Annotated in this window: 16 protein-coding genes and 1 pseudogene; 9 read left to right on the forward strand and 8 right to left on the reverse strand. The window is 57.3% G+C overall.

The annotated features are described in order from the left end of the window. Positions 1-59: 59 nt before the first annotated feature. Positions 60-269, forward strand: a complete 210-nt coding sequence (locus LAC65_RS16745; RefSeq protein ID WP_040113843.1) for a CsbD family protein — start codon at positions 60-62, stop codon at positions 267-269. Between the two features lie 115 nt (positions 270-384). Here LAC65_RS16745 and LAC65_RS16750 read toward each other — a convergent pair whose 3' ends face one another. The 3 genes from LAC65_RS16750 to LAC65_RS16760 form a co-directional block, all read right to left on the reverse strand. After that, positions 385-1,662 carry an MFS transporter gene (locus LAC65_RS16750; RefSeq protein WP_040113845.1) on the reverse strand — a complete coding sequence of 426 codons (1,278 nt, stop codon included), beginning with the start codon at positions 1,660-1,662 and terminating at the stop codon, positions 385-387. A 139-nt stretch (positions 1,663-1,801) separates the two neighbouring features. Beyond that, complete coding sequence (gene proP, locus LAC65_RS16755; protein ID WP_071668296.1) at positions 1,802-3,235, reverse strand: glycine betaine/L-proline transporter ProP; 1,434 nt, start codon at positions 3,233-3,235, stop codon at positions 1,802-1,804. A 378-nt stretch (positions 3,236-3,613) separates the two neighbouring features. Beyond that, entirely contained in the window at positions 3,614-4,504 is an 891-nt protein-coding gene (locus tag LAC65_RS16760; RefSeq protein ID WP_040113849.1) for an oxidoreductase, read from the reverse strand. Between the two features lie 236 nt (positions 4,505-4,740). Between LAC65_RS16760 and LAC65_RS16765 the strand changes: the two genes are divergently transcribed. Beyond that, positions 4,741-5,448 carry an OBAP family protein gene (locus LAC65_RS16765; protein ID WP_052246560.1) on the forward strand — a complete coding sequence of 236 codons (708 nt, stop codon included), beginning with the start codon at positions 4,741-4,743 and terminating at the stop codon, positions 5,446-5,448. Between the two features lie 113 nt (positions 5,449-5,561). Continuing rightward, complete coding sequence (locus tag LAC65_RS16770; RefSeq protein WP_040113851.1) at positions 5,562-6,194, forward strand: serine-tRNA(Ala) deacylase AlaX; 633 nt, start codon at positions 5,562-5,564, stop codon at positions 6,192-6,194. 55 nt (positions 6,195-6,249) lie between these two features. Here the strand turns inward: LAC65_RS16770 and LAC65_RS16775 are convergent, their stop codons facing one another. After that, positions 6,250-8,064, reverse strand: coding sequence for a glycoside hydrolase family 15 protein (locus tag LAC65_RS16775; protein WP_040113853.1), 1,815 nt, complete (start codon positions 8,062-8,064; stop codon positions 6,250-6,252). Between the two features lie 76 nt (positions 8,065-8,140). Then, positions 8,141-9,034, reverse strand: a complete 894-nt coding sequence (locus tag LAC65_RS16780) for an SDR family oxidoreductase (RefSeq protein WP_040113858.1) — start codon at positions 9,032-9,034, stop codon at positions 8,141-8,143. 303 nt (positions 9,035-9,337) lie between these two features. Between LAC65_RS16780 and fdhF the strand changes: the two genes are divergently transcribed. Genes fdhF through LAC65_RS16800 form a run of 4 tightly spaced genes read left to right on the forward strand, consistent with a single transcriptional unit; the run spans position 9,338 to position 15,110 of the window. After that, positions 9,338-12,310, forward strand: a complete 2,973-nt coding sequence (fdhF, locus tag LAC65_RS16785) for a formate dehydrogenase subunit alpha (RefSeq protein ID WP_040113925.1) — start codon at positions 9,338-9,340, stop codon at positions 12,308-12,310. Continuing rightward, positions 12,310-12,795, forward strand: coding sequence for a DUF1641 domain-containing protein (locus tag LAC65_RS16790; protein WP_040113859.1), 486 nt, complete (start codon positions 12,310-12,312; stop codon positions 12,793-12,795). Before fdhF ends, LAC65_RS16790 begins: the two co-directional genes overlap by 1 nt. Continuing rightward, entirely contained in the window at positions 12,788-14,155 is a 1,368-nt protein-coding gene (locus LAC65_RS16795) for a cytochrome ubiquinol oxidase subunit I (RefSeq protein WP_040113860.1), read from the forward strand. Before LAC65_RS16790 ends, LAC65_RS16795 begins: the two co-directional genes overlap by 8 nt. A gap of 7 nt (positions 14,156-14,162) precedes the next feature. Beyond that, complete coding sequence (locus LAC65_RS16800) at positions 14,163-15,110, forward strand: cytochrome d ubiquinol oxidase subunit II (RefSeq protein ID WP_158448530.1); 948 nt, start codon at positions 14,163-14,165, stop codon at positions 15,108-15,110. Between the two features lie 2 nt (positions 15,111-15,112). On the opposite strand, the gene LAC65_RS16805 is transcribed toward LAC65_RS16800, so the two are convergent. Both LAC65_RS16805 and LAC65_RS16810 read right to left on the reverse strand, forming a co-directional pair. After that, positions 15,113-16,240 carry an ABC transporter substrate-binding protein gene (locus LAC65_RS16805; RefSeq protein WP_040113862.1) on the reverse strand — a complete coding sequence of 376 codons (1,128 nt, stop codon included), beginning with the start codon at positions 16,238-16,240 and terminating at the stop codon, positions 15,113-15,115. Then, positions 16,230-18,355, reverse strand: a pseudogene (locus LAC65_RS16810) (TonB-dependent siderophore receptor). Before LAC65_RS16810 ends, LAC65_RS16805 begins: the two are co-directional and overlap by 11 nt. 363 nt (positions 18,356-18,718) lie before the next feature. Between LAC65_RS16810 and LAC65_RS16815 the strand changes: the two are divergent. Both LAC65_RS16815 and LAC65_RS16820 read left to right on the forward strand, forming a co-directional pair. Next, a complete protein-coding gene (locus tag LAC65_RS16815) occupies positions 18,719-19,606 on the forward strand; it encodes a MurR/RpiR family transcriptional regulator (protein WP_040113867.1) in 888 nt (295 codons plus the stop codon). A gap of 103 nt (positions 19,607-19,709) precedes the next feature. Beyond that, entirely contained in the window at positions 19,710-20,903 is a 1,194-nt protein-coding gene (locus tag LAC65_RS16820; RefSeq protein WP_052246561.1) for a glycoside hydrolase family 5 protein, read from the forward strand. Between the two features lie 35 nt (positions 20,904-20,938). Here the strand turns inward: LAC65_RS16820 and LAC65_RS16825 are convergent, their stop codons facing one another. Further along, positions 20,939-24,667 carry an FAD-dependent oxidoreductase gene (locus LAC65_RS16825; RefSeq protein ID WP_192415472.1) on the reverse strand — a complete coding sequence of 1,243 codons (3,729 nt, stop codon included), beginning with the start codon at positions 24,665-24,667 and terminating at the stop codon, positions 20,939-20,941. Between the last annotated feature and the right edge of the window lie 255 nt (positions 24,668-24,922).

The raw sequence follows: 24,922 nt of genomic DNA on the forward strand, positions 1-24,922 counted from the left end.
CATGTAAGCGATGCGCCAATAAAGCCAGACGGCTTTCACCGTCAAACAGGAGAGCACTTATGAACGAAGATCGCATCAGTGGAAACTGGAAGCAGTTCAAAGGAAAAGTGAAAGAGAAATGGGGTCAGCTGACTGACGACGATATGGATGTTGCCGACGGCAAACGCGATCAGCTGGTGGGCCGCATTCAGGAACGCTACGGCTACGGTAAAGACCAGGCAGAAAAAGAGCTGAAAGACTGGGAAGATAGCAATAAGTATCACTGGTAAGTCTCAGCTTCCCGGCACGTTCGTGCCGGGATATTTTGTTTCAGCACATCGCCTTTTCCCGCTACGTTTATTCCTCTCCCGCTGCTATTTCTGCGCTGGCACTCATCAGTCGTTATTATAATGGCCGCTTATGGTCGTCTTTATTTAAACTCAGCAGCGCGACAAAACTAATCAGTGCGGTAATCATCACGTACCATGCCGGAATATCCGGATTTCCGGTTTGTTTGATCAGCCCTGAAATAATCAGCCCGGCGCAGCCGGAAAATAACGCGTTTGAGAGGGCATAGGCGAAACCCAGGCCGGTGTACCGCACCCGCGTGGGAAACATCTCTGCCAGCATGGCGGGTCCCGGGCCTGCCAGCATGCCGACCAGCGCACCAGCCACAAAGACCACCAGCGCTTTCGTTAACAGCCCGGAAGCGGGATTTTGCAACACCCCAAGCAGCGGAAGGGCGAAGATCAGCAGCATAAAGGTGGCAACCAGCATAATGGTACGCCTGCCGATGCGATCGCTCAGCCAGCCGGCGGGCAGAATAGTGGCGGCAAAACCGAGGTTTGAGATCACGGCAATCAGCAGCGCCTGATTAAAGCCGGTATGCAGCGTTGTTTGCAGATAGGTTGGCATAATCACCAGATAGGTGTAGCCCGCCGCTGACCAGACCATCAGGCGGCTGATGGCAAGCGCAATGGCGCGCAATGTGGCGGTGAAAGAAGCGCGTTCCGGCGCCGGAGCCTGCCGCACAGCGTTAAACTGCGGCGACTCATCCAGCCCGGCCCGCAGCCAGAGTGCAGCGCCTCCCAGCGGCAGCGCCAGCAAAAACGGCAGTCGCCATCCCCAGGCGAACATCGCCTCTTCACCGATAAGCAGCGGGATCAGCGCGACGGTCGCCGCACCGGCCAGCAGGCCGCACGCCACCGTTAGCGACTGCCACGCACCATACAGGCCCCGTTTGCCTGGCGGGGCGGCTTCCGTCATCAGCGACACCGCGCCGCCATACTCGCCACCGGCAAACAGGCCCTGCAGAATACGCAACAGCGTCAGCATTAACGGCGCGGCAAGACCGATAGCCGCATAGTCCGGCACCAGCCCGATAGCAGCCGTCACCAGCGTCATCATGATCAATACGCCGATAAGCACCGGTTTACGTCCGTGACGATCGCCCAGCCGGCCAAAAATAATCGCGCCGAGCGGACGGAAAAAGAACGCCACGGCGAAGGCGGCCCAGGTCAGGATGATACTGGTGCCGGCACGCTCATCCGGCAGCTGGAAAAAGTGCCTGGCAATAATCGGGGCCATAAAGCCATAAACGGCAAATTCATACCATTCGATAAAATTGCCAACCGAACCGGCGACGATAATACGTCGATGCGCTGGCATCATCTGAGCAGGCATAACCTATCCTTATAGACAGAAGCGTAGAGAAGAGAGCTGTAAAGCGGCATTAAGGCATAGATTTCAATGCGGTGTCTGTGAGGCGCACGCAATTGCAGGCAAAAAAAAGCCACCTGAAGGTGGCCAGCGTGACAGCGTATCAGGCAGGTTTTTGCTGCTTTTTGTGTTTGCGCTGCCGGCGCAGTTTATCAATCAGGCGATGCGCTTCCGCACGGGTGGCGACCGCAGGCGATGACCCCTTCAGTGGTTTACGCGCCGTTTCGCTCAGCGTCAGCACCGTCAGCAGGCCAATAACTCCGGCGCCCATCATGTAGTAAGCAGGCATCATTTTGTTGTGCGTGGTATCCACCAGCCAGGCTGTGATTAGCGGCGTGGTGCCACCAAACAGTGAGACCGAAAGGTTGAAGCCAATCGCCAGCGCGCTATAACGGATATCGGTGACAAACAGTGCCGGCAGGGTGGCAGGCATGGTGCCGCTGAAGCAGGTATGCAGCAGACCAAGAATCGCCAGTCCGGCAAAAACCCAGTACATATTACCGGTACCCAGCAGCATAAACGCAGGGATAGCCAGCACAATCAGGCCCAGCGCGCCAAAGCCGATAACCGGCTTGCGGCCGAGACGATCGGTAAAGTAGCCCCACATCAGCGTCAGTGGCATCATGATAAACATCACCACCATCACCAGCAGCAGGCCGGAGAGTTCGCTCAGGCCGAGGATCCCGGTAAGGTAGCTTGGCATATATGCGGTCAGCATATAGTTGGAGACGTTGAACAGCAGCACCAGCCCGATACACTTCAGCAGCGGTTTGCTCTGGGTACGCAGCATCTGCCACAGCGTCAGCGGCGGCTTGTTATGCTCCATCTCTTCACGCTGATCCATATGGTCTTTAAATGCCGGCGTCTCTTCCAGCTTCAGGCGAATATAGAGACCAAACAGACCGAGTGGTGCCGCGAGAAAGAACGGAATACGCCAGCCCCACGACATCATCTCATCATGCGGCAGGTACGCAATCATCCCGGTTACCAGGCTGGCACCCAGCAGATAGCCCGCCAGCGTGCCAAATTCCAGGAAGCTGCCCATAAAACCGCGGCGCTTATCGGTTGAATACTCGGCAATAAAGGTTGCTGCACCGCCATATTCGCCGCCGGTTGAGAAGCCCTGAACCAGACGGGCTACCAGCAGCAGAATCGGCGCCGCAATGCCGATACTGGCATAGCTCGGGATAAGACCAATACAGAAGGTGCCGATGGACATCATTACCATTGTAAAAGCGAGGACTTTCTGACGGCCAAAGCGATCGCCCAGCGGTCCGAACACCATACCGCCAATCGGACGCACGAGGAACGCGGCGGCAAAGGTACCAAATGAAGCGATAAGCTGCGCGGTATTACTGGCATCGGGGAAGAAGACCTGACCAATAATCACGGCCAGATAGCTGTATACGCCAAAATCGAACCACTCCATGGTATTACCAAGAGCAGCTGCGCCGACGGCGCGTTTTAAAAGTTTATTGTCGATGACGGTAATATCATCAACGGTCAGATCGGGTTTATTTACTGTTTCAGTGCTCATAGGCTTCCTTTGACAATGAAATAAAAGCGATCTTATAGCTTTCGCAGCCGGTTATTGCAGGGTGGAAAAGAAAGCTATAAGAGGCCGAAAGGCGAACACCTTAGGAGATAATTTTTCTTTACGCAACTTTGTGATGTATATCACTGGCAATAAGCGTAGCGCTGAAGTAAAGAACTGTCAAAAAGCGCGACGGCGGGATAACAGGTTATCGCGTTAATTGAGATTACAGAGAGATAAGACGCGATATTATGCTGGTCACCGAGCCTGTCTGGGCAGAAATATCGTAAACCAGAGATATTACTCTGTGATATACCGGTGGGCAAAAAAACGTCATTGATTGACAGCTGCATCAACTGCTGTCAGCTAATGTCAGGATAATTATCCTGGCCCTTCGCTTGCTGCCGCCAGCAGTGGCACAATAATGTCACTCAATGGCGTAGGCACACCTTTGCTGCGTCCATACCGCTGTATAACCCCGTTGCGGCACTGCCACTCCAGCGGTCGACCCGCCTGCCGGTCAGCGAGAATAGAGGTGCTCAGATCGGCTGGTGCGCTCTGCAACCCTGCCACTATTTCGTGTGTGACGTTGTCACTTAGAGTTGCCCCGCAGGCGCGCGCCACGTTAAGTGCTTCACTGAGATAAGCCAGCGCCAGTTCAGTAATATCTCTCCGGTTAAACATGCCTGCCCGGCGATTTGCCAGCACCATCAGGCCCGCTACCGCATTCTGTAACAGCTTGCGCCATGCCACAGAGTGAAAATCAGCGCTGAGATCGGTGCTGCAGCGCGTGCCCGCCAGAGCAGTAACGATGCGTGCTGCGCCTGGCGTATCGGGCAGCGTCAGCCGCGGCCGGGCGCGCAGCCAGACAGAGGCGTCCGCTTCGCGCTGAGCCGGAAACCAGACCACCGAAGGAATAATTTGCGCGCCATTCACCAGCGGCTGCAGCTGCGTCTGCTGTTCAATGCCGTTTTGCAGCGCGCACACCACGGTATTCTCATTGCATAATGCCCGCAGCCAGCCTGCACACTGCGCCACCTGAGTGGTTTTGACCGCAACAAACAGTAGCGTAACCGCATGACGGATAGCGACAGGATCGGTCAGCACCGGACCCGGCACCCGGATTTCGCCGTCGTCATGACGCAGCCTCAGGCATGCATGGGGCGTACGGCCACAGAGCAGCGGCGGGCGCCCGGCTTCATGCAGGGCAGCTGCAACGGTGGTGCCGATAGCGCCAGGGCCGAGCAGTGCGACAGAGGAGTAATCTGACATATAAAGACTCCGGTTCAGGCTGATATTCTGCTGATAACAGAAGAGGGAAGTGCTAAGTATTATTCACGTTCGCGCAGTTGGCCGCCTGAAGCGTAATAAAACAGGTTTCTGAATAATTCTCTATGGCGGTCGCCTTTTTTTAGCGGACAATCAGTAACGTAATTGTTTCCGCCGCTGCGCTGGCATCCTGATTCATATTAACTATGTTTATGACTCAAAGAATAAAAGGATGCTCTATGCGTAATCTTATATTGAGTGGATTCACCGTATTGTTGCTGTCAGGATGCGGCGCGAATAACAGTGCGTCACCGGTCAACGCTCCCGGTGCGCCCGTGGCGGGTAAAACCGCGCTGCTGGAGAGCGGCGCGGCCGCACTGCAGTCGCGCCCGCCGATTGATGCCATTAACACCTATCTGGATGGATTTCACTACTACTGTGGTGATAAACAGGGACAGATGGAAGCGCATCACTATGTCACCATTCTCAACGATGATGTGATGCAGGCAGTGATCTTCGACGGCAATAAAAAAGATGCCAAGCTGATGGGCGTTGAATATATCATCAGCGAGCGGCTGTTTAAGCAGCTTCCGGCGGGCGAGAAGAAGTACTGGCACAGCCACCGCTATGAAGTGAAATCAGGCTCTCTGATTGCGCCGGGCATCCCGGACGCCGCTGAACATGCGCTGATGGGCAAAATCGTCAATACCTACGGAAAAACCTGGCACACCTGGCATACTGACCGCGACAAAACCCTGCCGCTGGGCGAGCCAGCGCTGATGATGGGCTTTACCGCCGACGGAGAGATGAACCCGGCGCTGCTGCGCGATCGTGACCAGCGCTTTGCCGTCGACACGCAGAAAATTCGTGCGGCGCGCGCCGATCTCGACGCGCATCCGGTGGCCGCAGGCGCTGATAACTGCCAGCGCGTACATCAGGCGCACTGATCGCCACAAAATCTATCCGCAGCGTTCGCCCTGCGGATTTTTTTCGCCTGCCGCCCCCGAACCAGGTTAAAAAGAGAGATCGTTTTTCTCTGCCGTAAGGAACCAGACGTATTATGACGCTCAAACGTTATTTCACCAGCGACCAGCTGACGCTTACCACCCGGGTATTACGCTGTGAACCGCAGGATGATGGCCGCTTTCGTCTCATACTCAGTGAAACGCTGTTTCATCCGCAGGGTGGCGGACAGCCCTCCGATCGCGGAACCCTTGCCGGCGCGGCGATGCTGCAGGCGCTGCAGGAGGGCGACGATGTCGCACACTATACCGATCGGCCGGTTGAACCAGGCGAGGTGGAGCTGGTGGTGGATGGCGAGCTGCGCGAGCTGCACTCGCGTTACCACTCCGCGGGTCATTTGATCGCTTATGCCGGAGAGTCATTTGGCTGGCGTGGATATAAAGCCAACCACCGGCCAGGGGAAGGTCGCATTGTTTTTACCGCGCTGGATCAGACTCAGCCGGTTACGGCAGAGGCGCTGATGCAGCGGGCTGCAGCGTTGGTGGCGGGCAACTACCCCCGCGTGCTGGGTGAAGAGGCGGGAAAACGTATGGTGAGCTGGGGTGAACTGACCCCCTATGCCTGCGGCGGCACGCATGTGCTCAGCACCGGGGAGATCGGTGACATTGTGATTGGCAAAGTAAAAGAAAAGAAGGGTGAGCTCACGGTACAGTATAGCCTGAGCCACTAAGCGGCATCAGGGGGGACTCCGTTCCCGCCATCATGCCTGCGGCGTTAGCTTTTTCTCAGCCGTGATCCGTCAGCGACTGCGCTGCGCAAATCAGCGCCAGATGGCTCAGCCCCTGCGGCATGTTACCGCGCCACTCATCGGTGCGAACATCGAACATCTCATTAAAGGTTTCAACGTTGCCACGCTGACAAAGTTTGTCGAGGATCTCTTCCATCGCCTGCTCTGCCTGTGGAATATCACCCAGCGCGGCCAGCGCTTCCACCAGCCAGAAAGAGCAGGCAATAAAGGTACTCTCCTCCTGTTCCACACCGGAGTAGCGATAAACCATTGCGCTGTTGTGTCCCAGATCCTGACGGATAGCGCGATAGGTCGCGCGCATGCGCTCAGGATTCACCTGGTTGCCGTAACGGTGCATCAGCGCCAGCGCCGCATCCAGTTTATCTTCGCTGTCCGGGTAGAAGAGATAAGCCTGTCTGGACTCGCTCCAGCAGTGCGCCTCCACCCACTCGCTGATGCGATCGCGTTCGCGCTGCCAGCGCTCAAGCCAGGTCGGCTCAATATGTTTCGCCTCTGCCAGCGCCACGGCGCGATCCAGCGCCAGCCAGCAGGCCATCTTGGAATGCGTATAGTGATGCTGATCGGGCAGCTCCCAGATCCCGCAATCCTGCTGACGCCATGAATCAGCGCAATGATTCGCCAGCTCACCCAGCATGCGCGAGGTAGAGAGATCGAGAATGTGACCAGCCTGTATAAACAAATCGGCGGTGGCGAGCATGTCGCCATACATACTGAGCTGGAGCTGATCGCGCGCATTATTGCCGATGCGTACCGGCTGTGAATGGTGGTACCCCCGCAGCGGCGGATAAGATTCAGCCGGGACTTCATCCCCTTCGAGCGTATAACAGGCGCGCAGCGCGGTGCCGTGACGAATAATCGTTTTCGACAGCCATGAGAAAGCAGCCTTACAATCTTCCAGCGCGCCCAGAAACACAAACGATTTAATAATCAGGCAGGCGTCGCGTACCCACGCATAGCGATAGTCATAATTTTTTTCGCCGCCGATACCTTCCGGCAGGGAAGTTGTGGCCGCCGCCGCCAGCGCGCCGGTAGGAGAGTACCAGAGAAATTTCAGCGACAGCGCTGAACGCCGCACGTGCTTTTCATAGCGCCCCTGATAACTCAGGCTGCGCGTCCAGTCGCACCAGGCGGTGTGGCTGGTTTCAATACGGGTATCGATAGCGCTTAAATCCGGCACCGCCAGCGGTTCGCGCTCGGTGACCAGCAGAGCAACCAGCGCGTGACTGCCGGGCGAGGTTTTGAGCGTGGCAGCGATACGTTCATCGTCCCGCTGCGTAATATGCCACGCGTCACTGGTGCGCAGCATCGCCATCAGATCGGCAATATGATAAACATCGCCCTGTTCAGTGCAGTCCCGCCACGGCGAGCAGGTCTCAGCCAGCGTACCAAAGCGTAACGTCAGCGTCAGCTCAACGTGGCCCTCGATCCCTTCAACGCGCCGCGCCAGCTCACTCCACGGCAGACGACCGGCCAGCGTGCTGTTTAATGATTCAGTCAGCAGGACTGAACCCTCTGCGGTGATAAAGGTGGTTTCCAGCACGTTACTGTCAGCGCGATAAGCGCGTTCGGTGCGGAAGGGGGCTGCGGGTACAATCTGGAAAAACCCGCCAATCTCCGGATCGAGCAGGCGGTCAAACAGCGGGGCGGAGTCGAGATTAGGTGCACACCACCAGTCAATAGCCCCATCCGGTGCGATAAGCGCAACGGAACGGCCTTCCCCGATGGCAGCGTAATCTCCAAGGCGCGCAAACCCTTTCTCGCGCATCGGCGACTGCAAAATCTGGTTATTCATCATGCTTCCCTGTCAGCTGAAACGACAGCGTGGCTGCCACAGGGGCAGCCACGCTGATATCGGGCAGAATGTGCTATTACAGCGTGCCGGTACCGCCGTCTGAGCACCATACCTGGCCGGAAGTAAAGCCGTTCAGGTTTTCAGCAAAGGTGACATAGAGCGGCGCGATTTCCACCGGCTGGCCCGGACGGCCCATCGGTGCACCGGAACCAAACTGCTGCAGTTTCTCTTCCGGCTGACCACCGCACGCCTGAAGTGGCGTCCAGTATGGGCCCGGTGCCACAGCGTTAACGCGGATCTTCTGTTCCGCCAGCTGTTTAGCCAGCGCTTTAGTGAAGGCGGCAATTGAGGCTTTGGTCTGCGCATAATCCAGCAGAATAGCGCTTGGCTCATAAGCCTGAACGGAAGAGGTATTTATAATAGAGGCGCCCTCTGGCAAATATTCCAGCGCGGCTTTAGTGATCCAGAACATCGCATAGACGTTGGTCTTAAACGTTGCGTCAAAATCTTCCGTCGAGAGGGTGCGAATAGATTCATTAAACTGCTGACGTCCGGCATTATTAACCAGAATATCCAGGCCATCGAGTTTTTCAGCGGCTTCTTTAACCAGCTGCTGGCAAAACGATTCGGAACGGATATCACCCGGAATAGCGACGGCTTTACGTCCTTCAGCTTCAATCAGCTTAACCACTTCCTGCGCATCTGACTCTTCAGCAGGCAGATAGTTGATGGCAACGTCTGCGCCTTCACGAGCGTAAGCGATAGCCACGGCGCGGCCGATACCTGAATCGCCGCCGGTGATTAGCGCTTTACGTCCGGTCAGGCGGCCTGAACCGCGATAGCTTGTTTCACCGTGATCGGGACGCGGATCCATTTTACTGGCTAAGCCGGGGAAATCCTGCGACGGCGTGTTAAACGGCGGCTGCGGATATTCATTAGCGATTAGCGTTTTGTTAGTGAACGAATTCATAACGGGCTCCTTGTACAGTGAACGTGTAGAAAATAAGCCTGGCAGAGATGTGATATTTGTCACGTAAAAAAATTACGAATGAATTTTATTTGTGCAATATCCATGCAGTGCGGGAAGTTATTTTTCCTTACAATTTCACTAACGTAATGATTATTTATCCCCTCTTAGTCCACATTTAGAAAATAAGCGAGTCGGCAACATTGCAGAGCAGAAAATTAGCTCTAAGCTCATTGAATAACTTTAATAAATTCCCGGCGTTTTACCGGGATAAACATAATGAGCACTGTCGTCAACGAGGCGAAAATGAGCGAAGCACTCTGTACCATTATTTATAACGGGGAACGGCTGAATGGCGCAGCGGATCAACCGCTGATCGATTTTCTGCAGCAGCAGGGAAAAAAACTGCCGCACGTCTGCTACCACCCGGCGTTGCCGCCGCTGCAAAGCTGCGATGTCTGCTGGGTCAGGGCTGACGGAGAGCAGGTGCGTGGCTGTACCCTGCGGACTTATGAAGGCTTGCAGGTGGTCAGTGAAGGCGCCGACCTGGCTGCTGCACAGCAGGAAGGTATGGACCGTATTCTGAATCGCCATGAACTTTACTGCACGGTGTGTGAGCACAATACCGGCGACTGTACGCTGCATAATGCGGTAGCCGATATGCACATGCCGATTCAGTTCTATCCCTATGAACGTAAACCCTACACGAAAGATCACAGCAATCCGTTTTATACCTACGATCCCGACCAGTGCATTCTCTGCGGACGCTGCGTTGAGGCGTGTCAGAACATAGAAGTCAATGAGACACTCTCAATTGACTACAGCGCAGAACATCCGCGCGTATTGTGGGATGGCGGGACGGAGATTGCCGGATCGAGCTGCGTCAGCTGCGGTCACTGCGTCACGGTTTGCCCGTGTAACGCGCTTTTAGAAAAAACCATGCAGCCCGATGCCGGTCCGTTTACCCGCATGGATGAGGATTTAAAGCGGCCGTTTATTGATGCCATTAAAAAAATGGAGAAGAGCATCGGCATGGAGCCGATAACCGGCATCTCACTGATTGATGATGCTTTGCGCAAAACAGAAATTAAAAAAACCAAAACGGTCTGCACCTACTGCGGCGTTGGCTGCAGCTTTGAGGTCTGGACGCGCGATCGCCATATCCTGAAGGTGCAGCCGGTCGCTGAGGCGCCGGTAAACGGCATCTCCACCTGCGTAAAAGGCAAGTTTGGCTGGGATTTTGTTAACAGCCCGAATCGCCTGACCACGCCGCTTATCCGGGAAAACGGAGCATTCCGGCCTGCCAGCTGGGAAGAGGCGCTGAACCGGGTGGCGGAAGGGCTGCGTGCCGTAGCGCATCAGCACGGCGGCGCAGCAATTGGATTTATTGGCTCCAGTAAAGCCAGTAATGAAGAGGCCTATCTGACGCAAAAGATCGCGCGCCTGATTTTTGGTACCAACAATGTCGATAACTCTTCACGCTATTGTCAGAACCCGGCTACCCAGGGGCTGTTCCGCACCGTGGGTTATGGCGGCGATGCCGGCACGCTGCGCGATCTGCAGCAGACCGATCTGATTATCACCGTGGGCAGTAATCTTGCAGAAAACCATCCGGTATTCGCCTCGCACATCAAACAGAGCCATAAACATCACGGGCAGAAACTGCTGGTCGTGGATCCGCGTAAGCATGAAATGGCGGAGCGCGCCGACTGCTATCTGCGTATCCGGCCCGGTACCGATATGGTCTGGGCCTCTGCGATGGCGAAATATATGTTCGATCATCACTATGCAGACGACGCGTTTCTGGCTGAACGCGTTAATGATGTTGACGCCTACCGCGCCTCGCTCGCGCCGTTTACGCTTGAGATGGCGAGTGAAGTAACCGGTCTGAGCGTGGAGGCGCTCACCGAGGCAGCGGAGATGATCGGCCAGGCAAACAGCGCCTGTATTCTCTGGGCGATGGGTATCACGCAGCACAGCCACGGTGCCGATGCCAGCACGGCACTCTCTAACCTGCTGCTGGTGACCGGCAACTATGGTCGCCCCGGCACCGGTGGCTATCCGATGCGCGGCCATAACAACGTGCAGGGGGCCAGCGACTTTGGCTGCCTGAGCAATGTTTACCCCGGCTATGAAAGCGTAACGGATGATGCGGTTCGCGAGAAGTGGGCGCGTGCCTGGCAGGTTGCGCCGGAAGCGCTCTCTGATGAAGAGGGGCTGGATAACTTCCTGATGATTGAGCACGCCCACGATAAGCAGCTGCGCGCAATGTACATCATCGGCGAAGATACCGCCTTTTCAGACGCTAACTCCACCAAAGTGGATGAAGCGTTCAGCCAGCTCGATTTTATGGTGGTGCAGGACATTTTCATGAGCAAAACCGCGCGCTACGCCGACGTGGTGCTGCCCGGCTGTCCGAGCCTGGAAAAAGAGGGCACATTCGTCAATACCGAGCGCCGTATACAGCACTTCTCCCCGGCGTTTGCTCCACTGGGTGAGAGCCGGCCTGACTGGCAGATTCTGACCGATCTCGCCGCGCGTCTCGGGCATCACTGGCGCTATCCAAACCCCGGCGCCATCATGGCGGAGGCGGCGGGCATTGCGGATCTGTTTGCCGGTGTGAGCTATGAACAGCTGGTAGGCTGGCAGTCACAGCTCTGGCCGGTGAAAGCAGATGGCAGCAGTACGCCGCTGCTCTATACCGACGCATTTGCGTTTCCGGATGGTAAAGCGCGTCTCTATGCGCTTGAGTGGCAGCCGCCAGAAGAGCAGCCGGACGCAGAGTACGATCTGCTGCTGAATAATGGCCGCATGCTGGAGCATTTCCAGTCCACAAACCAGACCGGGCAGGGCGGACGCATCATGTCGCTGTCACCCAACTGGTTTGTGGAGATCTCGCCGCAGCTGGCGGAAGCGCGTCAGCTGCAGGAGGGTGACTGGGTTGAAATCCGCTCGCGGCGCGGCGCGCTGGAGGTGCCGGTGGTGGTGACCGATCGTGCCGCAGGGAACGTGCTGTTTATCCCGATTCACTATGGCAAACCCGGCGTCAATGGTCTGACCGGTAACCACCACGACCCGGATGTGAACACGCCGGCTTACAAAGAGATTGCCGTCAGCCTGCGTAAACTGGCGCGTCAGCCTCAGCCGCATCCGCTGCCGTTGCATAACTTCCGTCACGGTCAGCGAACGCCGCTGGATCACCTGCCGGTTGAGGTGAAATGGCAGCAGCCGGAGTACCGTTTGCCCCCTGAACATGTTTCGCACCCGGAGAAAAGCTAATGGCCGAACCGCTGGACTACCAGCCTGAACCTGCGCGCACTGAACCCACCGCGCAGGAGTCACTCAATACGCTGCTGGAGAATCTGCATCAGCACGGCTTTCTGCGTCTCGCCAATGACGTGGTTAAAGCGAACAACGACATTGGTAAAATTCTTGCCGGCGGGCTGAATCGCCCCGGTACTCAGAACGCCATCCAGAACATTTCGCTGCTGTTTATGATGCTGAGCACTATTCCACCCGAGCGGTTTAATCATGTACTGCTGGCGCTGCGCGATGCGCTGGTCGCGATGAAGCCAGCGAGCGAGTCTGTTCAGCAGGAGAAAGCTGCGCCCGGCATCAGAGGAGTAATGAAACTGCTGAATGATGAAGACCTGTGGCAGGGTGTGCGTCCGCTGCTGTCGGCGCTGGAAGTTTTTTCGCGCGAGATGCAGAAAGAGGAGGAGACCCCGATTACCCGCTACAGCGGTAAGCCGACCCGTGAATAGTCAGGAGTGGGTGCTGCTGATTGCCCGTGGTCAGTTTGCGCTGACCATGGGCATGCACATTACGCTGGCAGCGCTGACGCTGGGCCTGGCGCCTTTCCTGGTCTGGTTTGAAGCGCGCTGGCTATGGGGGAAGCGCCCTGAAGCGCGGCAGGCGCTGCAGTTCTGGATCAAAATTTTTGCCCTGACGGTGGCTATCGGCACCGTCTCTGGCGTCGTTATGGAATTTCAGTTCGGCACGCACTGGTCCGGGCTGGCGTCACGCGCGGGCGGGGTGATAGGCCCGCTGATGCTGTACGAAGTGCTTATCGCCTTTTTTCTGGAGTCCGCGCTGACCGGCGTGATGCTGTTTGGTTTTGATCGGGTTAAGCCTGGCGTCCATTTCACCGTGACCTGTTTTGTGGCGCTGGGCGCCGTGCTGAGCGCGTTCTGGATCCTTGCGGCTAACTCCTGGATGCAGACGCCGGTTGATTTTCATCTGACCGATGATGGCCGTCTGCTGCCCGACAGCGCGTGGACGCTGCTTGCTGCTCCCTCTTTTGGCTGGCGTCTGGCTCATATGCTGCTCGCCTCGGTAATAAGCGTCAGCTTCCTGCTGGGCGGCGTAGCCGCGTGGCGCTTGTGCCGTCAGCCGGATGAAGCGGCCAGCCGTCTGATGCTGCGCAGCGCGCTGACGGTAACGCTACTGGCGGTACCGGCGCAGATTGTAGTGGGCGATCTGCATGGTGAAAATACGCGCACCTGGCAACCGGCTAAGCTGGCTGCCATCGAGGGGAGCTGGCACGCTCCGCCGCCGGGTCAGGGAGAGCCGCTGCGGCTGTTTGCCATTCCGGATCAGCAGGCGCAGCGCAACCACGCTGAACTGGCGATCCCGGCGATCGGCTCCCTCTACCTGCGTCACAACCTCAGCGGGCATATTAAAAGTCTGAGCGAGTTTCCGGCAGAGGCGTTGCCGCCCGTGTTACCGGTGTTTTTTGCGTTTCGCCTGATGGTGGGATGCGGCGTACTGATGCTGGTGGTTAGCCTGGCGGCCAACCTGCAGCGCTGGCGCGGTCGTTTATACCATTCACCGCGCCTGTTGCGTCTGCTGACACTGATGTCGCCTGCCGGGTTTTTGGCGCTGCTGGCTGGCTGGGTGGTCACGGAAATGGGACGCCAGCCCTGGACGGTTTATGGCGTGTTACGTACTGCTGACAGCCTTTCGCCGCTGTCGCTCAGCAGTACATTGGTCATTTTTATCGCTATCGTGCTGGTCTATACGCTGGGTTTTGCGGCTGGCCTGCTCTATTTAGTGCGTCAAATCAACGCACCGCTGCCTGACGATGCCGACGTGGCAGCCGAGCACGTTGAAACACCGGCCTGAGGAGCTGATGATGCTTGCCGATCTCTCTGCCGCCGTGCTGATTTTTTCACTGCTGATGTATCTGGCGCTGGATGGCACCGATCTTGGCGTGGGCATGCTGTTTTACGCTTTCGACACGCCACAGCAGCGGCAGTGGATGGCACACAGCCTGCTGCCGCTATGGGATGCTAACGAGACCTGGCTGGTGCTGATGGCCGGGGGAATGCTGGCGCTTTTTCCTGCGCTCTATAGTCTGCTGCTGCAGACGCTGATGGTGCCGGTATTTCTGCTGCTGCTGGCGCTGTTTCTGCGCGCGCTGGCGCTGGCGTATCGCGCGCAGGTGAGTAGGGCATGGCGTGTCTGGCTTGATCGGTTGATGATAGCCAGTTCGCTGGCCGCAGCCTTTTTGCCCGGCTGGATAAGCGGCCTGATCCTGGTTTCGCGTCCGCCCGCCGGAATTATTATCGATCTCTCGCTGGCACCGCTGCTGTGTGGTGCCGGCGTGGTGGCGGTCGATCTGCTGCTGGGCTGCTGCTGGATCTGCTGGCGTCTGGATGAGGCGGCGGGAGAACGCGCCCGGTCACTTGCCGTGCTGGCATGGACCTGCGCGGTGATATGTCTGACAGGCGTGATACTGCTGGAGCCGACGCTATGGCAGCTGAGCTGGCAGCGCGCGCCTGGCCAGCTTATTCTGATTGCGATCCCGCTGCTGATTGTGCTTCAGGCCATATTACTCTGGCGCGAAGCGATGGTGGCGCTGCTGATGACAACGCTGCTGCTTGTCGGCGCAGTGGTCATCGCCCTGGCGTTCGGCCTCTATCCGTGGCTGCTGCCGTTTCAGCTGCGTATTCAGGAAGAGGCCTCGTCGCCGGTGACGCAGGGCGTGGTGCTGACCGGCATGCTGATTTTCCTGCCGCTGACGCTGGCCTACCACAGCTGGTCCTTTTGGGTATTCAAACGCCGCCATCAGCGCTGAGTTTACGGCTGGTCAGCGGGTATACGCATAAACCAGGTTCCCTGCAGCGGCATGCGTAAAAAATCGCGAAACAGCGTTTCCAGCGTCTGCTGAGGATCGACGTCAGCGAAACGCTGCGGATAGAGCGTTTTAGCCATAAATTCTGCTGCAACGACGTGCCACGGGCTGAGATAAAAATTCATCCACAGCGCGCCCGCCTGACCATTATGCAGCGCCTTCAGCCCGCGCAGCCCTTTCTGCTGTCCGGTCAGCTGCTGAAAACTCTGCAGTGCAACATCAGGCGCGATCTCCGGTCCGAGCTTCAGCCGGCCACTGCTCTGATTGTCGCTAAAACCGGTAGCAAAGTAGTAGTCAGGCTGCGCGGCAATCACGCTCTCTTCACTCAGGCGGGCAAACACACCCTGCCGGGTACGGGCGGCGATGTTGTCGCCTCCGGCCAGGCGCAGAAGCTCGCCCAGACTGCCGTTGATTGCCGTCACGCAGCACTCATTGCGGCGTCCCAGATGCAGGTGCAGCAGCACTTCAGGGCGCGCACCGTGAAAATCAGCAAGCCGCTCCTCAATGACCCGCATATGGGCGGCGTAAAACCGGTTAAATGCGGCTGCCCGCGCCTGCTGATTAATCACATCACCCAGGATCTCCACGCTGCGCCGGGTATTCTTCAGCAGCTGAACGCGCAGGTCGATCTTCACGACCGGAATGTGTGCCGCCTGCAGTACCGCAAGCAGACGCGCGTCAGCATCATCATAGCGTGCCAGACTGGGTAAAATGACGACGTCGGGGCGCAGCGCAATAACCTGTTCCGGGTTGATCGCCGCCGGGCCACCGCTGCCAAGTGACGGAACCGCCTCTATTTGCGGAAAACGTCGCGCAAAGCTGCGCCACATCTGCGCATCATATTTCTGCAGATCGCGTGGCCAGCCCACAATGTGCTGCAGCGGATTTTCAGGCGCCAGCAGCGCCAGCGTATAGAGCATACGGCTTTCGCCAAGCACAATGCGCTGCGGGCGATCGGGTATTGTCACCAAATGACCGTCAATATCGGTGAGCGTTTTTGCCTGCGCCAGCGGGCTGAGCAGCAGCCAGGCTAACAGCAGCAGGCTGGCGAAAAAGAGTGAATCAGAACGCAATGCTCGCCTCCGCCACCAGATTGCGGGTCTCGCCTTCGCGTACGCGCAGGTTGCCACCGCTGGAGGTGTAGTAGTGTTTATCAAACAGATTATTCAGGTTCAGCTGAAGCCGGGTTTTATGCCCGGAAAGGGTACTGTTCCAGGCAATAAAGGTGTCGGCTACCGTATAGTCAGGCAGGGTAAAGCTGTTCTCCGGATCGCCCGCGCGTGAACCGACATAGCGGGCACCCCCCCCGATGCGGAAATCACCCGGAATGCCGGGCAGCGCCAGCGTGTGGGTGAGCCAAAGTGCACCGGCGTGACGGGGAGCGTTCTGCAGCCGGTTGCCGTTATTGGCCCTGTTTACGCCATAGTCAGCGATCTCCGCTATATCTCATAGCTGTAACTGGCGCTGATCTCCCAGCCGGCAGCCACTTCCCCGTTAAGCTCCGCTTCAGCGCCTGTGGATCGCGCCCGGTTGATAGTGCGCGTGGTGCCATTGATGCTGAGTGACATATCGCGCTCATCAATGCGGTAAAGCGCCAGGCTGGCAAACAGCGTCGGCGTGATTTGCCACTTGCTGCCCGCTTCCCAGCTGGTGCCCTGTTCAGGTTTGCCCACCCGTCCCGCATCATCCACCTCGGTTGAGGGGGTGAACGATTTGCTGACGCTGGTATAGAGCGAGATATCCGGCGTAAGTTTGTAGATCGCGCCTGCCTGCGGCAAAAATTTGTTGCCGCTGCTCTCCAGCGTCTGCACGATTGGGTCGGACCCCTTTGAGGCGCGCTGTTCATAATGCTGATAGCGGCCGCCTGCCACCAGGGTCCAGCGATCGTTAATCGCTACGCTATCTTTGGCGTAAAACGAGCGGCTGTGAATGCGGTTCAGCAGCCGGGCATTTGCGCGGCGCTCGGTAGTGGCATCCGTGACCGGCGCAAGCAGATCGTAATGCGGTTCGGCAAGCGTAAACCCGCGATTCGCTTTGCCCTGATACTGCCGCGCCCGCAAGGTCTGATTCATCTCATAATCGGTGCCCGCCACCAGCGTGTGCGTCATGCCGGCAAGCTGCTGCATACCGGTCAGATCCCAGGCGATATATTTTGTCTGATGATTAAAACCGCGATTGGCGTCAGCGCGACGCGTCACCACCCCGCTGTCGGGATCGATGGCGGTAACGCGCACTTCATTATTATCATACTGGCGCTGGTTCCAGCCCAGCGTCACACGCGTGCTCCAGTCGTCACTGAACTGCCAGTCGTAGTGGGTATTCAGCGTTTTATTATGGCCCCAGGCGTGGCCAGCTTTATCATCCAGCCGATCTCTGTAGCCGATATCAACCGGGCGGTTATGGATAAACGCCGTACCGCGATCGTAAGGAATATCATACTGATAATCTTCGTAACTCAGCAGAAAGCTGGCTTTCTCGCCATACCACTGCAGTGAGGGTGCGATGAGCCGGTGTTTATCGCGGCCAAAATTGCGCCAGTAATCCAGGTTCTGCTGCTCTGCGATCAGCCGGAAAGCAAAACCGTTATTCAGGGGGCCGGTGATATCGAACGTACCGCTGCCGCCGCCGCTGCTGGCGGTCCGGCCGCTCAGCGCGGTACGCCATTCATAAAGCGGTTTTTTGCTGATGATATTGATGACGCCACCAGGATTCTGGATCCCGTACAGCAGTGAAGCGGATCCTTTCAGTACTTCAACCCGCTCCGTTGCTGCGTTAACATTAAGGCCCTGACTGCTGCGTATGCCATCGCGATAGACCGAACCGTCGCTGTTGCCGCCAAACCCGCGGCGCACAAAGCCATCTTCCGTGCCTGCCAGCGTATTACCTTCGCTTACGCCGCTGACAAAGCGCATCGCCTCCGCCAGGCGACTTACCTGGTAATCCTCCAGCTGTTGCGGCGTTATGATGCTTACTGACTGGATCTCATCAAGCCGCGCAACGGGCAGTTTGCTGCTGACGGTGCTGCTGCCGGCGCTGTAGCCGGACGCGGTTTCACTATCAGCCTGAACCGTCAGCGTGGTTTCCTGCTCTGCGGCATTCGCCGTAACGGAGACGGGGATAAGCCCCTGCAGCGCAACATATAACGCAGGGCGTAACCCCTTTGGCACAAAAGTAGAGGAAATAAGCATGTCAGCAAACCTGGTAAAGACGGAATGTTCCGTTATAAAGCCATCGGCAAAACCTGCCGCATGCGGGCAGGCAGAATAATCACGCAAAGCCACAACGCAGGCTTGAATGTAATTGAGAATCATTCAAACATGAAAAAATGTAGTAGTAAACGGATATAATGCTGGTAATACTACAGTTATCCGCAAGCCGATTAATTACTGCTTACTGAAAAATTTATATTAAAAATCAATAAGTTAAATTTAAATCAGTAAAGATGTTGTTATTTATGTGAGTAAAGTGAAGATGGCGTATGTCATTGTTATCAGACTATCCACTACAAAATATCTCTCTTTCACAGCGGGTAATGTTATGAGGCTCAGGTCATGGCGCTGAAAAAAAATGCTGTCCGGACAGATATTTTTGGCGATCGCTGCCGGGCACGTATCGCCAGTCTCTCTCCCCGGCTGCAGACGGTAGCCCGCTATATTGATGCGCATCGTGAGAGCGTGGCGGAAGCGACGGCCATCGATATTGCCGCCGCAACGGGTACGTCTGATGCGACGGTGATTCGTGCCGTGCAGGCGCTGGGCTTTACGGGCCTGCGCGATCTCAAACTGACGCTGGCGGAGTGGGCGGGACCGGCCATTAACTCTGTGGCAAAGATGAGCGCAACCGTTAGCGAACTGGCCTGCGATATTAATGCCAGCATCGATTTTGTTCTTCTGGGGCACCAGCAGGCGTGTCACGCGCTGACACAGCCCGAAAACCGTCAGGCGGTGGCACAGGCGGTGGCGCTGCTGAGCGAAGCGCGCCAGGTGATCCTCTTTGGCATCAACGCGTCAGGTATTCTTGCGGACTACAGCGCTCGTATGTTCAGCCGTATCGGGCTGCCCGCCACCACCCTGAACCGCACCGGCATTGCGCTGGCAGAGCAGTTGCTGAGCCTGCAGCGTGGTGATGTGCTGGTGATGATGGCGCAGAAATCGGCGCATCGTGAAGGGATCACGGCGCTGAAGGAGGCGAGAAGACTGGGCATTCCTGTCATTCTGCTGACGCATGCGACGGAGTCTGCCTTTGCGCGCGAGGCTGATATCGTGATCAATGTACCACGCGGCGGGGAGGGCGGCCGTATGCCGCTGCACGGTACCGTGCTGGTCTGTCTTGAAATGCTTATCCTGTCGGTTGCCTCAGTCAATGCCGGACGCACGGTGAAAACCATGAAGCGGATTCAGGAGCTAAACCGATCGCTTAAGCCCGGCACCAGACGCTAAGTGTGAACCGATCGTGAATGTCCGGCGCGCGAAAAATTCACGAAAAATAACACCTGCCGGTGCGGTTTTATCGCTATAAATGCAGGCAAAAGAAGGAGTTCTTATGCGTGCATTTCTGACAACTATCATCCTGTTTTCAACACTCGCCCTGACCAGCCCGGTTAGCATAGCGGCAGACGCCATGGCGTTCTGGTCAGCATCACGGCACGGCGCCAACAGTTTTAACCGGCTGCCACCTGACAGCGCATATTTTACGGCCCTGCATGACTACGGTGCCAGCTGGGTACGGCTCTCCTGGGATAAGTGGCCCACGCAGCAACGCGATTTTTTGCTGGGTAACGCAGATGAGTATCGCGGGCTGGACGCGGGCGATCTGCAGACGCTTATCCGCACCCTCGACCGCGCCTGGGCAGCGGGCCTGCACGTGGTTATTACGCCCCTTTCTCTGCCCGGCATGCGCTGGGCGCAGAATAACGGGGGGAAATTTGACGATCGGCTCTGGCAGGATAAAGCCTGGTGGGATGCCAGCGTGCGCTACTGGCATGACCTGGCTACTGCTCTGCGCCATCATCCCGCTATCGCCGCCTATAACCTGATCAATGAGCCTGCGCCGGAAAAAAATGGCGGGCTGGCAGAACACGCCAGCAGCGAGACGATGGCGCGCTGGTATCAGCAGCAGCGTGGCGGAAGCCGCGATCTGCCGGCGTTTTATGCCGCGCTGATAGCCGCTATTCGTGAAGCTGATGCCGTTACACCCATAATGGTCGACAGCGGCTGGTATGCAGCCGCCGATGCGTTTGACTACTGGCCTGAGGCGCTGCACGACCCGCGCATACTTTACAGTGTGCACATGTATGAACCCTATACTGCGACCAGCGCACCCAACGCCCGGCGTAAAAAACCCTGGCCCTATCCGGGTTACGTACCCTTTGGTGAGGATATGCAGCAGTGGGATGCCGCGCGCGTCGCGGACTATCTGGCAAAGCCTTTTGACTGGGCTGCGCGCAACGGGATCGATAAGCGGCAGCTGGTGGTTAGCGAGTTTGGCTGCGTGCGCACGCTGACCGGTTGTACCCGCTACCTGGAGGATGTGCTGACGGTGCTGGACAGCCATAATGCGCACTGGGCGTTCTATAGCTTTCGCGAAGATAGCTGGGACGGCATGGATTATGAACTGGGTCGTCAGAAGGTCCCGTGGCGCTACTGGCAGGCGGCAGAGAAAAATCTGCCCGATCCCCTGCCGCGCAGCGCTACAAAAGAGTTTGAGCCGATACGCAAACGGCTGGCCGGTCAGTAAGGCGTGCCGGGCCATCAGGCCCGGCACGCCCCGCCTCAGGCAATAGTTTTACGATTGCTGAGCAGATCTTTCACACTCTCTGCGACCCGCTTGCCCGCCAGAAAAGCGTGATCCGAGTTGTAATACTCCCATTCGCTGTAGCGTCCGGCCAGATGAATACTTTGCGTGGCCAGCCAGCTACGGATCAGCGCCACATTGGCACTGCGTGCATGATCATACACAACATAGGCGTACGGCATGTTTACGATGCTGCTGGTGAGGATCTCATCATCCTCATTGATAATGCCTACCCGAATACAGTCATCGATACAGCGCTGGATCAGCGCTTCCCCCTCACAGGGCAGCGGCTGATCGTCACGCCAGGTGATTTCACAGGTCAGACCGAATCCGCCCGGAGGATTACAGTGCGGGCTGGCATTACCCTGCAGAAAGATGCGATGGAACAGCGTGTCTCCCGGATAGTAAATCCAGTGCTTTTCACTGATCGCCGGACGTCCGATACCAAGATTAACGCAGCAGACTGAGGTATGGCGCAGCTGAGAAGCCGCCTGCTGTACCGCCTGCGGCGCGCGGGCGCCCATCAGGCGTACCAGTTCCGGTAAGGGCAGCGTGCTGATGAGCTGGTCATACTGCAGATGCCTGCCGTCGCTGAGCGTGACGCTGCGCGACTGCGGCTGAATCTCGGCTACCGCCGTTCCGGTCTCCAGCGTACAGCTAAGATGAGGCAGGAAACCGTTCATCAGCGCCTGAAAGCCGCCACGCAGCGGATAGCCGAAGCGCGCATTGGGCCCGACCGGTTTCTCCAGCGGCGCAAGTGCACCGCTGACGATCTGCGCCAGATCCGGCAGGGGTACGCGACCGCCCAGCCACGAGGTCTCCATGCTGACAAGCGGCGTTTTCCACAGTTTACGGTTGTAGGGAACGGCAAAATGACGGGCGATGCCTTTGCCCCAGACGCGATAGATAAAATGTTCAAAATCTTCACTGTCGCGCTGTTCAGTGATGCAGCTCTCATCCGCTACCACGCCGTCGGCGCAGCAGTCGCGCGATGCGTCTGCGCCAGGCAGTATGGCGGTATCGTTTTCTGCCGCGCCGTAGCGCGCTTCAATCGCGCCGAGCACACATTCACTGATCACCTCCGCCGGCAGGCCGTGCAGCGCTGACTGGAACGGGTAGCGCGTATAGACATCGTGGCTATAGACCCAGGCTTCGCGCATCTGCCAGTGCTGATTCTCGCCCAGCAGCAGATCGTAGAGCTCCAGCACGTAGGGATCGTTGGAGAACATGATGTGACCGGCATAGTCGAAGGTAAAGCCCTTATCTTCTATTGACCGGCACCAGCCGCCTGGCGACTCATTTTTTTCCAGTACGACGGCCCCTTTACCGTAATGATAGCCGGCACTCAGGCCGGTAGGTCCTGCGCCGAGGATCAGACACTCAACCGGATGCAGCGTGACCGGCTGCGTACGTTCAGCGGGTGCAGCGGCCTGCGTCGCAGGCCGGGCAGGCTGACGTTTAATGGCGCTGAGGTGCTGCTGCATCTGCGCCACCGTATTATCCCAGGATGTCGCGGCCACCACGGCGGCCATCGCTTCAGCCTGCATATGACGCCGTTCAGCTGTCTGGCGCAGAGCGTGTTCGCAGCCCTGAATAAAGGTTTCCTGCGAATCGGCTATGGTCACGACGTCAGCATACTGGCGCGCCACGTCAGCGATCGCTGTGCTGACAATCGGCAGCTGCGCGGCCATGTACTCCAGAACCTTGGTCGGGCTGATAAAGCGCGTGGAGGCATTCAGCGCAAAGGGCATCAGGCAGACATCCCAGCCCGCCAGAAACTGCGGCAGGGCGGCATAAGGCTGCTGTCCGAACCAGTGCAGGTTTTTACGCTGCGGCAGCGTCGCGGGATCGATTTTTACCACCGGCCCCACCATAATGATCTGCCAGTCAGGGTGCGCGTCAGCCAGCGCGGTGACCAGCGGCAGATCCATGCGCTCATCAATCACACCGTAGTAGCCCAGGCGCGGTTTAGGCAGAAACTGCTGCAGCGGATGACCGTTGCTGCGGTCGAGTGCCTGTGCAAAGTGCCCGGCATCCACGCTGCTGGGAAAACAGTGAACGCGCGAGTGACGATCTTTTTTTGCTTCATACAGGCTGCGTCCGCCGGTAAAGACCAGGTCAGCACGACTCAGAAGTGCCGATTCACGCTGCTGCAGCTGACGCGGTGCCTGATCGAATGCGGACAGCTCATCCATACAGTCATATATGATCCCGCGGCTGTTAAACGCGCTAAGCAGCGGCAGCGCCATTGGGGTGTAGAACCAGACCAGCGGTTCAGTGCCAGGCTCCAGCAGGTTGCTGAGCAGCGGCTGCAGTAGCGCAATCTGGTCGTCATGAAAACCGGGGGCGTGTATCGGCGTATGCGGCTCGACCACGGTGACATTGGCCGCCGGCTGCGAGGTGCGCAATCCCGCTTCACCCGCCTGATAAACCGGCTCTTCAATAAAAATAATCCGGTGGTGCTGTGCAAGGCGTGAGAGCACATGCTGCGGCCGCTGAAACACAAATCCCCAGCGCAGATGACTAAATACCACCAGTACAGATTGATTCATGACGAACTCCTTTGGCCCAGCGGCCGGTGTGAGAAACCCCTGAAAACGCGCGAGTGCGCGTTGTGATTGCCGCAGCGCGGCAGCATAAGCGTGGTTAAGCAGGCGAACGTTTTGCGAATCGCTATCCCACAGACCGCTATGCGGCCAGTGCGTAATATCTTCCCAGAGAGGCCGATCGATAATCGGGTAGAGGCAAATGCCGCGAATATCGCAGCCTGCCAGCTGCGCCTGCGCGACCTGGTCGGTAATATGGGTTATCCAGGCCGCGCGGCCGCTGCCGACGTGGCTGGTTTCTGCCAGCAGCAGGGGGCGCTGATAGCGCGCCGAGAGACGGGCAAGCATGTCGGATAACGGAATGCGCCGGGCATCATCCAGATGCCACTCCAGCCGCTGGCCGGTCTGCGCCAGCCACTGGTTACCGTGATAATAGTTGGCTCCGATCAGATCCAGATAGCGCGGCGACCCGCCCAGCTCCGGTTCACGCAGCCCTGCCAGCATATCCCACGCCTGATACTGCGCGGCCGTCAGAGCGGCGGCGTGCTGTTGTGCGTGCTCGCTTTCATCCTCCGGCACCACATGAATAATGGGATCGCAGTGCAGAAAACGTGCGCGCGGATCGACGGCCAGAATGGCATCACAGCCCGCCAGGGCAGCGCGTACCAGCTGCCGCTTAATGGCATCGGGATCGCTATCGGCGTTGTTACCAAAGAGTCCTACTGAAATACCCCAGGCGAAAAAAGAGAGCTCGTTAACCGGTGAGTAAACCGGGGGCACGTCACGGTAAAATCCGGCCAGACAGGTCGCAACCTGATGGCAGAACCGCGCAAAACGCGGCACAAATTCAGGCGAGAACAGGGTGAGATCGTCCGGCCAGCCATAGTGGCTCAGCGTCCAGTTCACCTGAATACCCTGCTCGCTGGCCGACTGCATGCAGCGGGTCAGCCGGGCAAAGGTACGCTGTGGATCGGCTTCAGCCAGCCGCCAGCCCACGCTTTCACGCACTGACCGAATATTAAATGCAGCGAGCGCGGCATAATCCGTTGCAATATGCACGTCGTGTGCATTGATTACATTCATATCAAGTGCAATCCCGGCGGGATTAATATGATCGGCACCCTCAAAACCGGCCTGCCAGAAGCTGGAAAATGGCAACATTTAATTCTCCTGGAAAACAGGACAAAACAGCAGCCCTGTAAAGTAAATTACAGGACCAGCTTTAGTTGAAATTTATCAGGGCTGTGACTGGATAAATAAAAAGGCTGCCAGCGGGTTACACGACAACGTCAGGGCAGCGGTAAAAATTTATAAAGGTTGTTTGAGGAAATTATAGTCAGGTGCCGGGTTTCAGCAACCCTGTGAAGTTGCTGAAAAAAAAGCAAAGCGGCAGCCAATGCTTTGCTTTATTGACTG

Origin of the sequence: Pantoea eucrina (genome assembly GCF_020079945.1) — a bacterium.
Classification (GTDB): Bacteria; Pseudomonadota; Gammaproteobacteria; order Enterobacterales; family Enterobacteriaceae; genus Pantoea; species Pantoea eucrina.

Excerpts from the sequence above, each read along its gene's own strand:
- LAC65_RS16745 (WP_040113843.1), top strand. The coding sequence starts at position 60 with ATGAACGAAGATCGCATCAGTGGAAACTGGAAGCAGTTCAAAGGAAAA.
- LAC65_RS16750 (WP_040113845.1), bottom strand. The coding sequence starts at position 1,662 with ATGCCTGCTCAGATGATGCCAGCGCATCGACGTATTATCGTCGCCGGT.
- proP (WP_071668296.1), bottom strand. The coding sequence starts at position 3,235 with ATGAGCACTGAAACAGTAAATAAACCCGATCTGACCGTTGATGATATT.
- LAC65_RS16760 (WP_040113849.1), bottom strand. The coding sequence starts at position 4,504 with ATGTCAGATTACTCCTCTGTCGCACTGCTCGGCCCTGGCGCTATCGGC.
- LAC65_RS16765 (WP_052246560.1), top strand. The coding sequence starts at position 4,741 with ATGCGTAATCTTATATTGAGTGGATTCACCGTATTGTTGCTGTCAGGA.
- LAC65_RS16770 (WP_040113851.1), top strand. The coding sequence starts at position 5,562 with ATGACGCTCAAACGTTATTTCACCAGCGACCAGCTGACGCTTACCACC.
- LAC65_RS16775 (WP_040113853.1), bottom strand. The coding sequence starts at position 8,064 with ATGAATAACCAGATTTTGCAGTCGCCGATGCGCGAGAAAGGGTTTGCG.
- LAC65_RS16780 (WP_040113858.1), bottom strand. The coding sequence starts at position 9,034 with ATGAATTCGTTCACTAACAAAACGCTAATCGCTAATGAATATCCGCAG.
- fdhF (WP_040113925.1), top strand. The coding sequence starts at position 9,338 with ATGAGCGAAGCACTCTGTACCATTATTTATAACGGGGAACGGCTGAAT.
- LAC65_RS16790 (WP_040113859.1), top strand. The coding sequence starts at position 12,310 with ATGGCCGAACCGCTGGACTACCAGCCTGAACCTGCGCGCACTGAACCC.
- LAC65_RS16800 (WP_158448530.1), top strand. The coding sequence starts at position 14,163 with ATGATGCTTGCCGATCTCTCTGCCGCCGTGCTGATTTTTTCACTGCTG.
- LAC65_RS16815 (WP_040113867.1), top strand. The coding sequence starts at position 18,719 with ATGGCGCTGAAAAAAAATGCTGTCCGGACAGATATTTTTGGCGATCGC.
- LAC65_RS16820 (WP_052246561.1), top strand. The coding sequence starts at position 19,710 with ATGCGTGCATTTCTGACAACTATCATCCTGTTTTCAACACTCGCCCTG.
- LAC65_RS16825 (WP_192415472.1), bottom strand. The coding sequence starts at position 24,667 with ATGTTGCCATTTTCCAGCTTCTGGCAGGCCGGTTTTGAGGGTGCCGAT.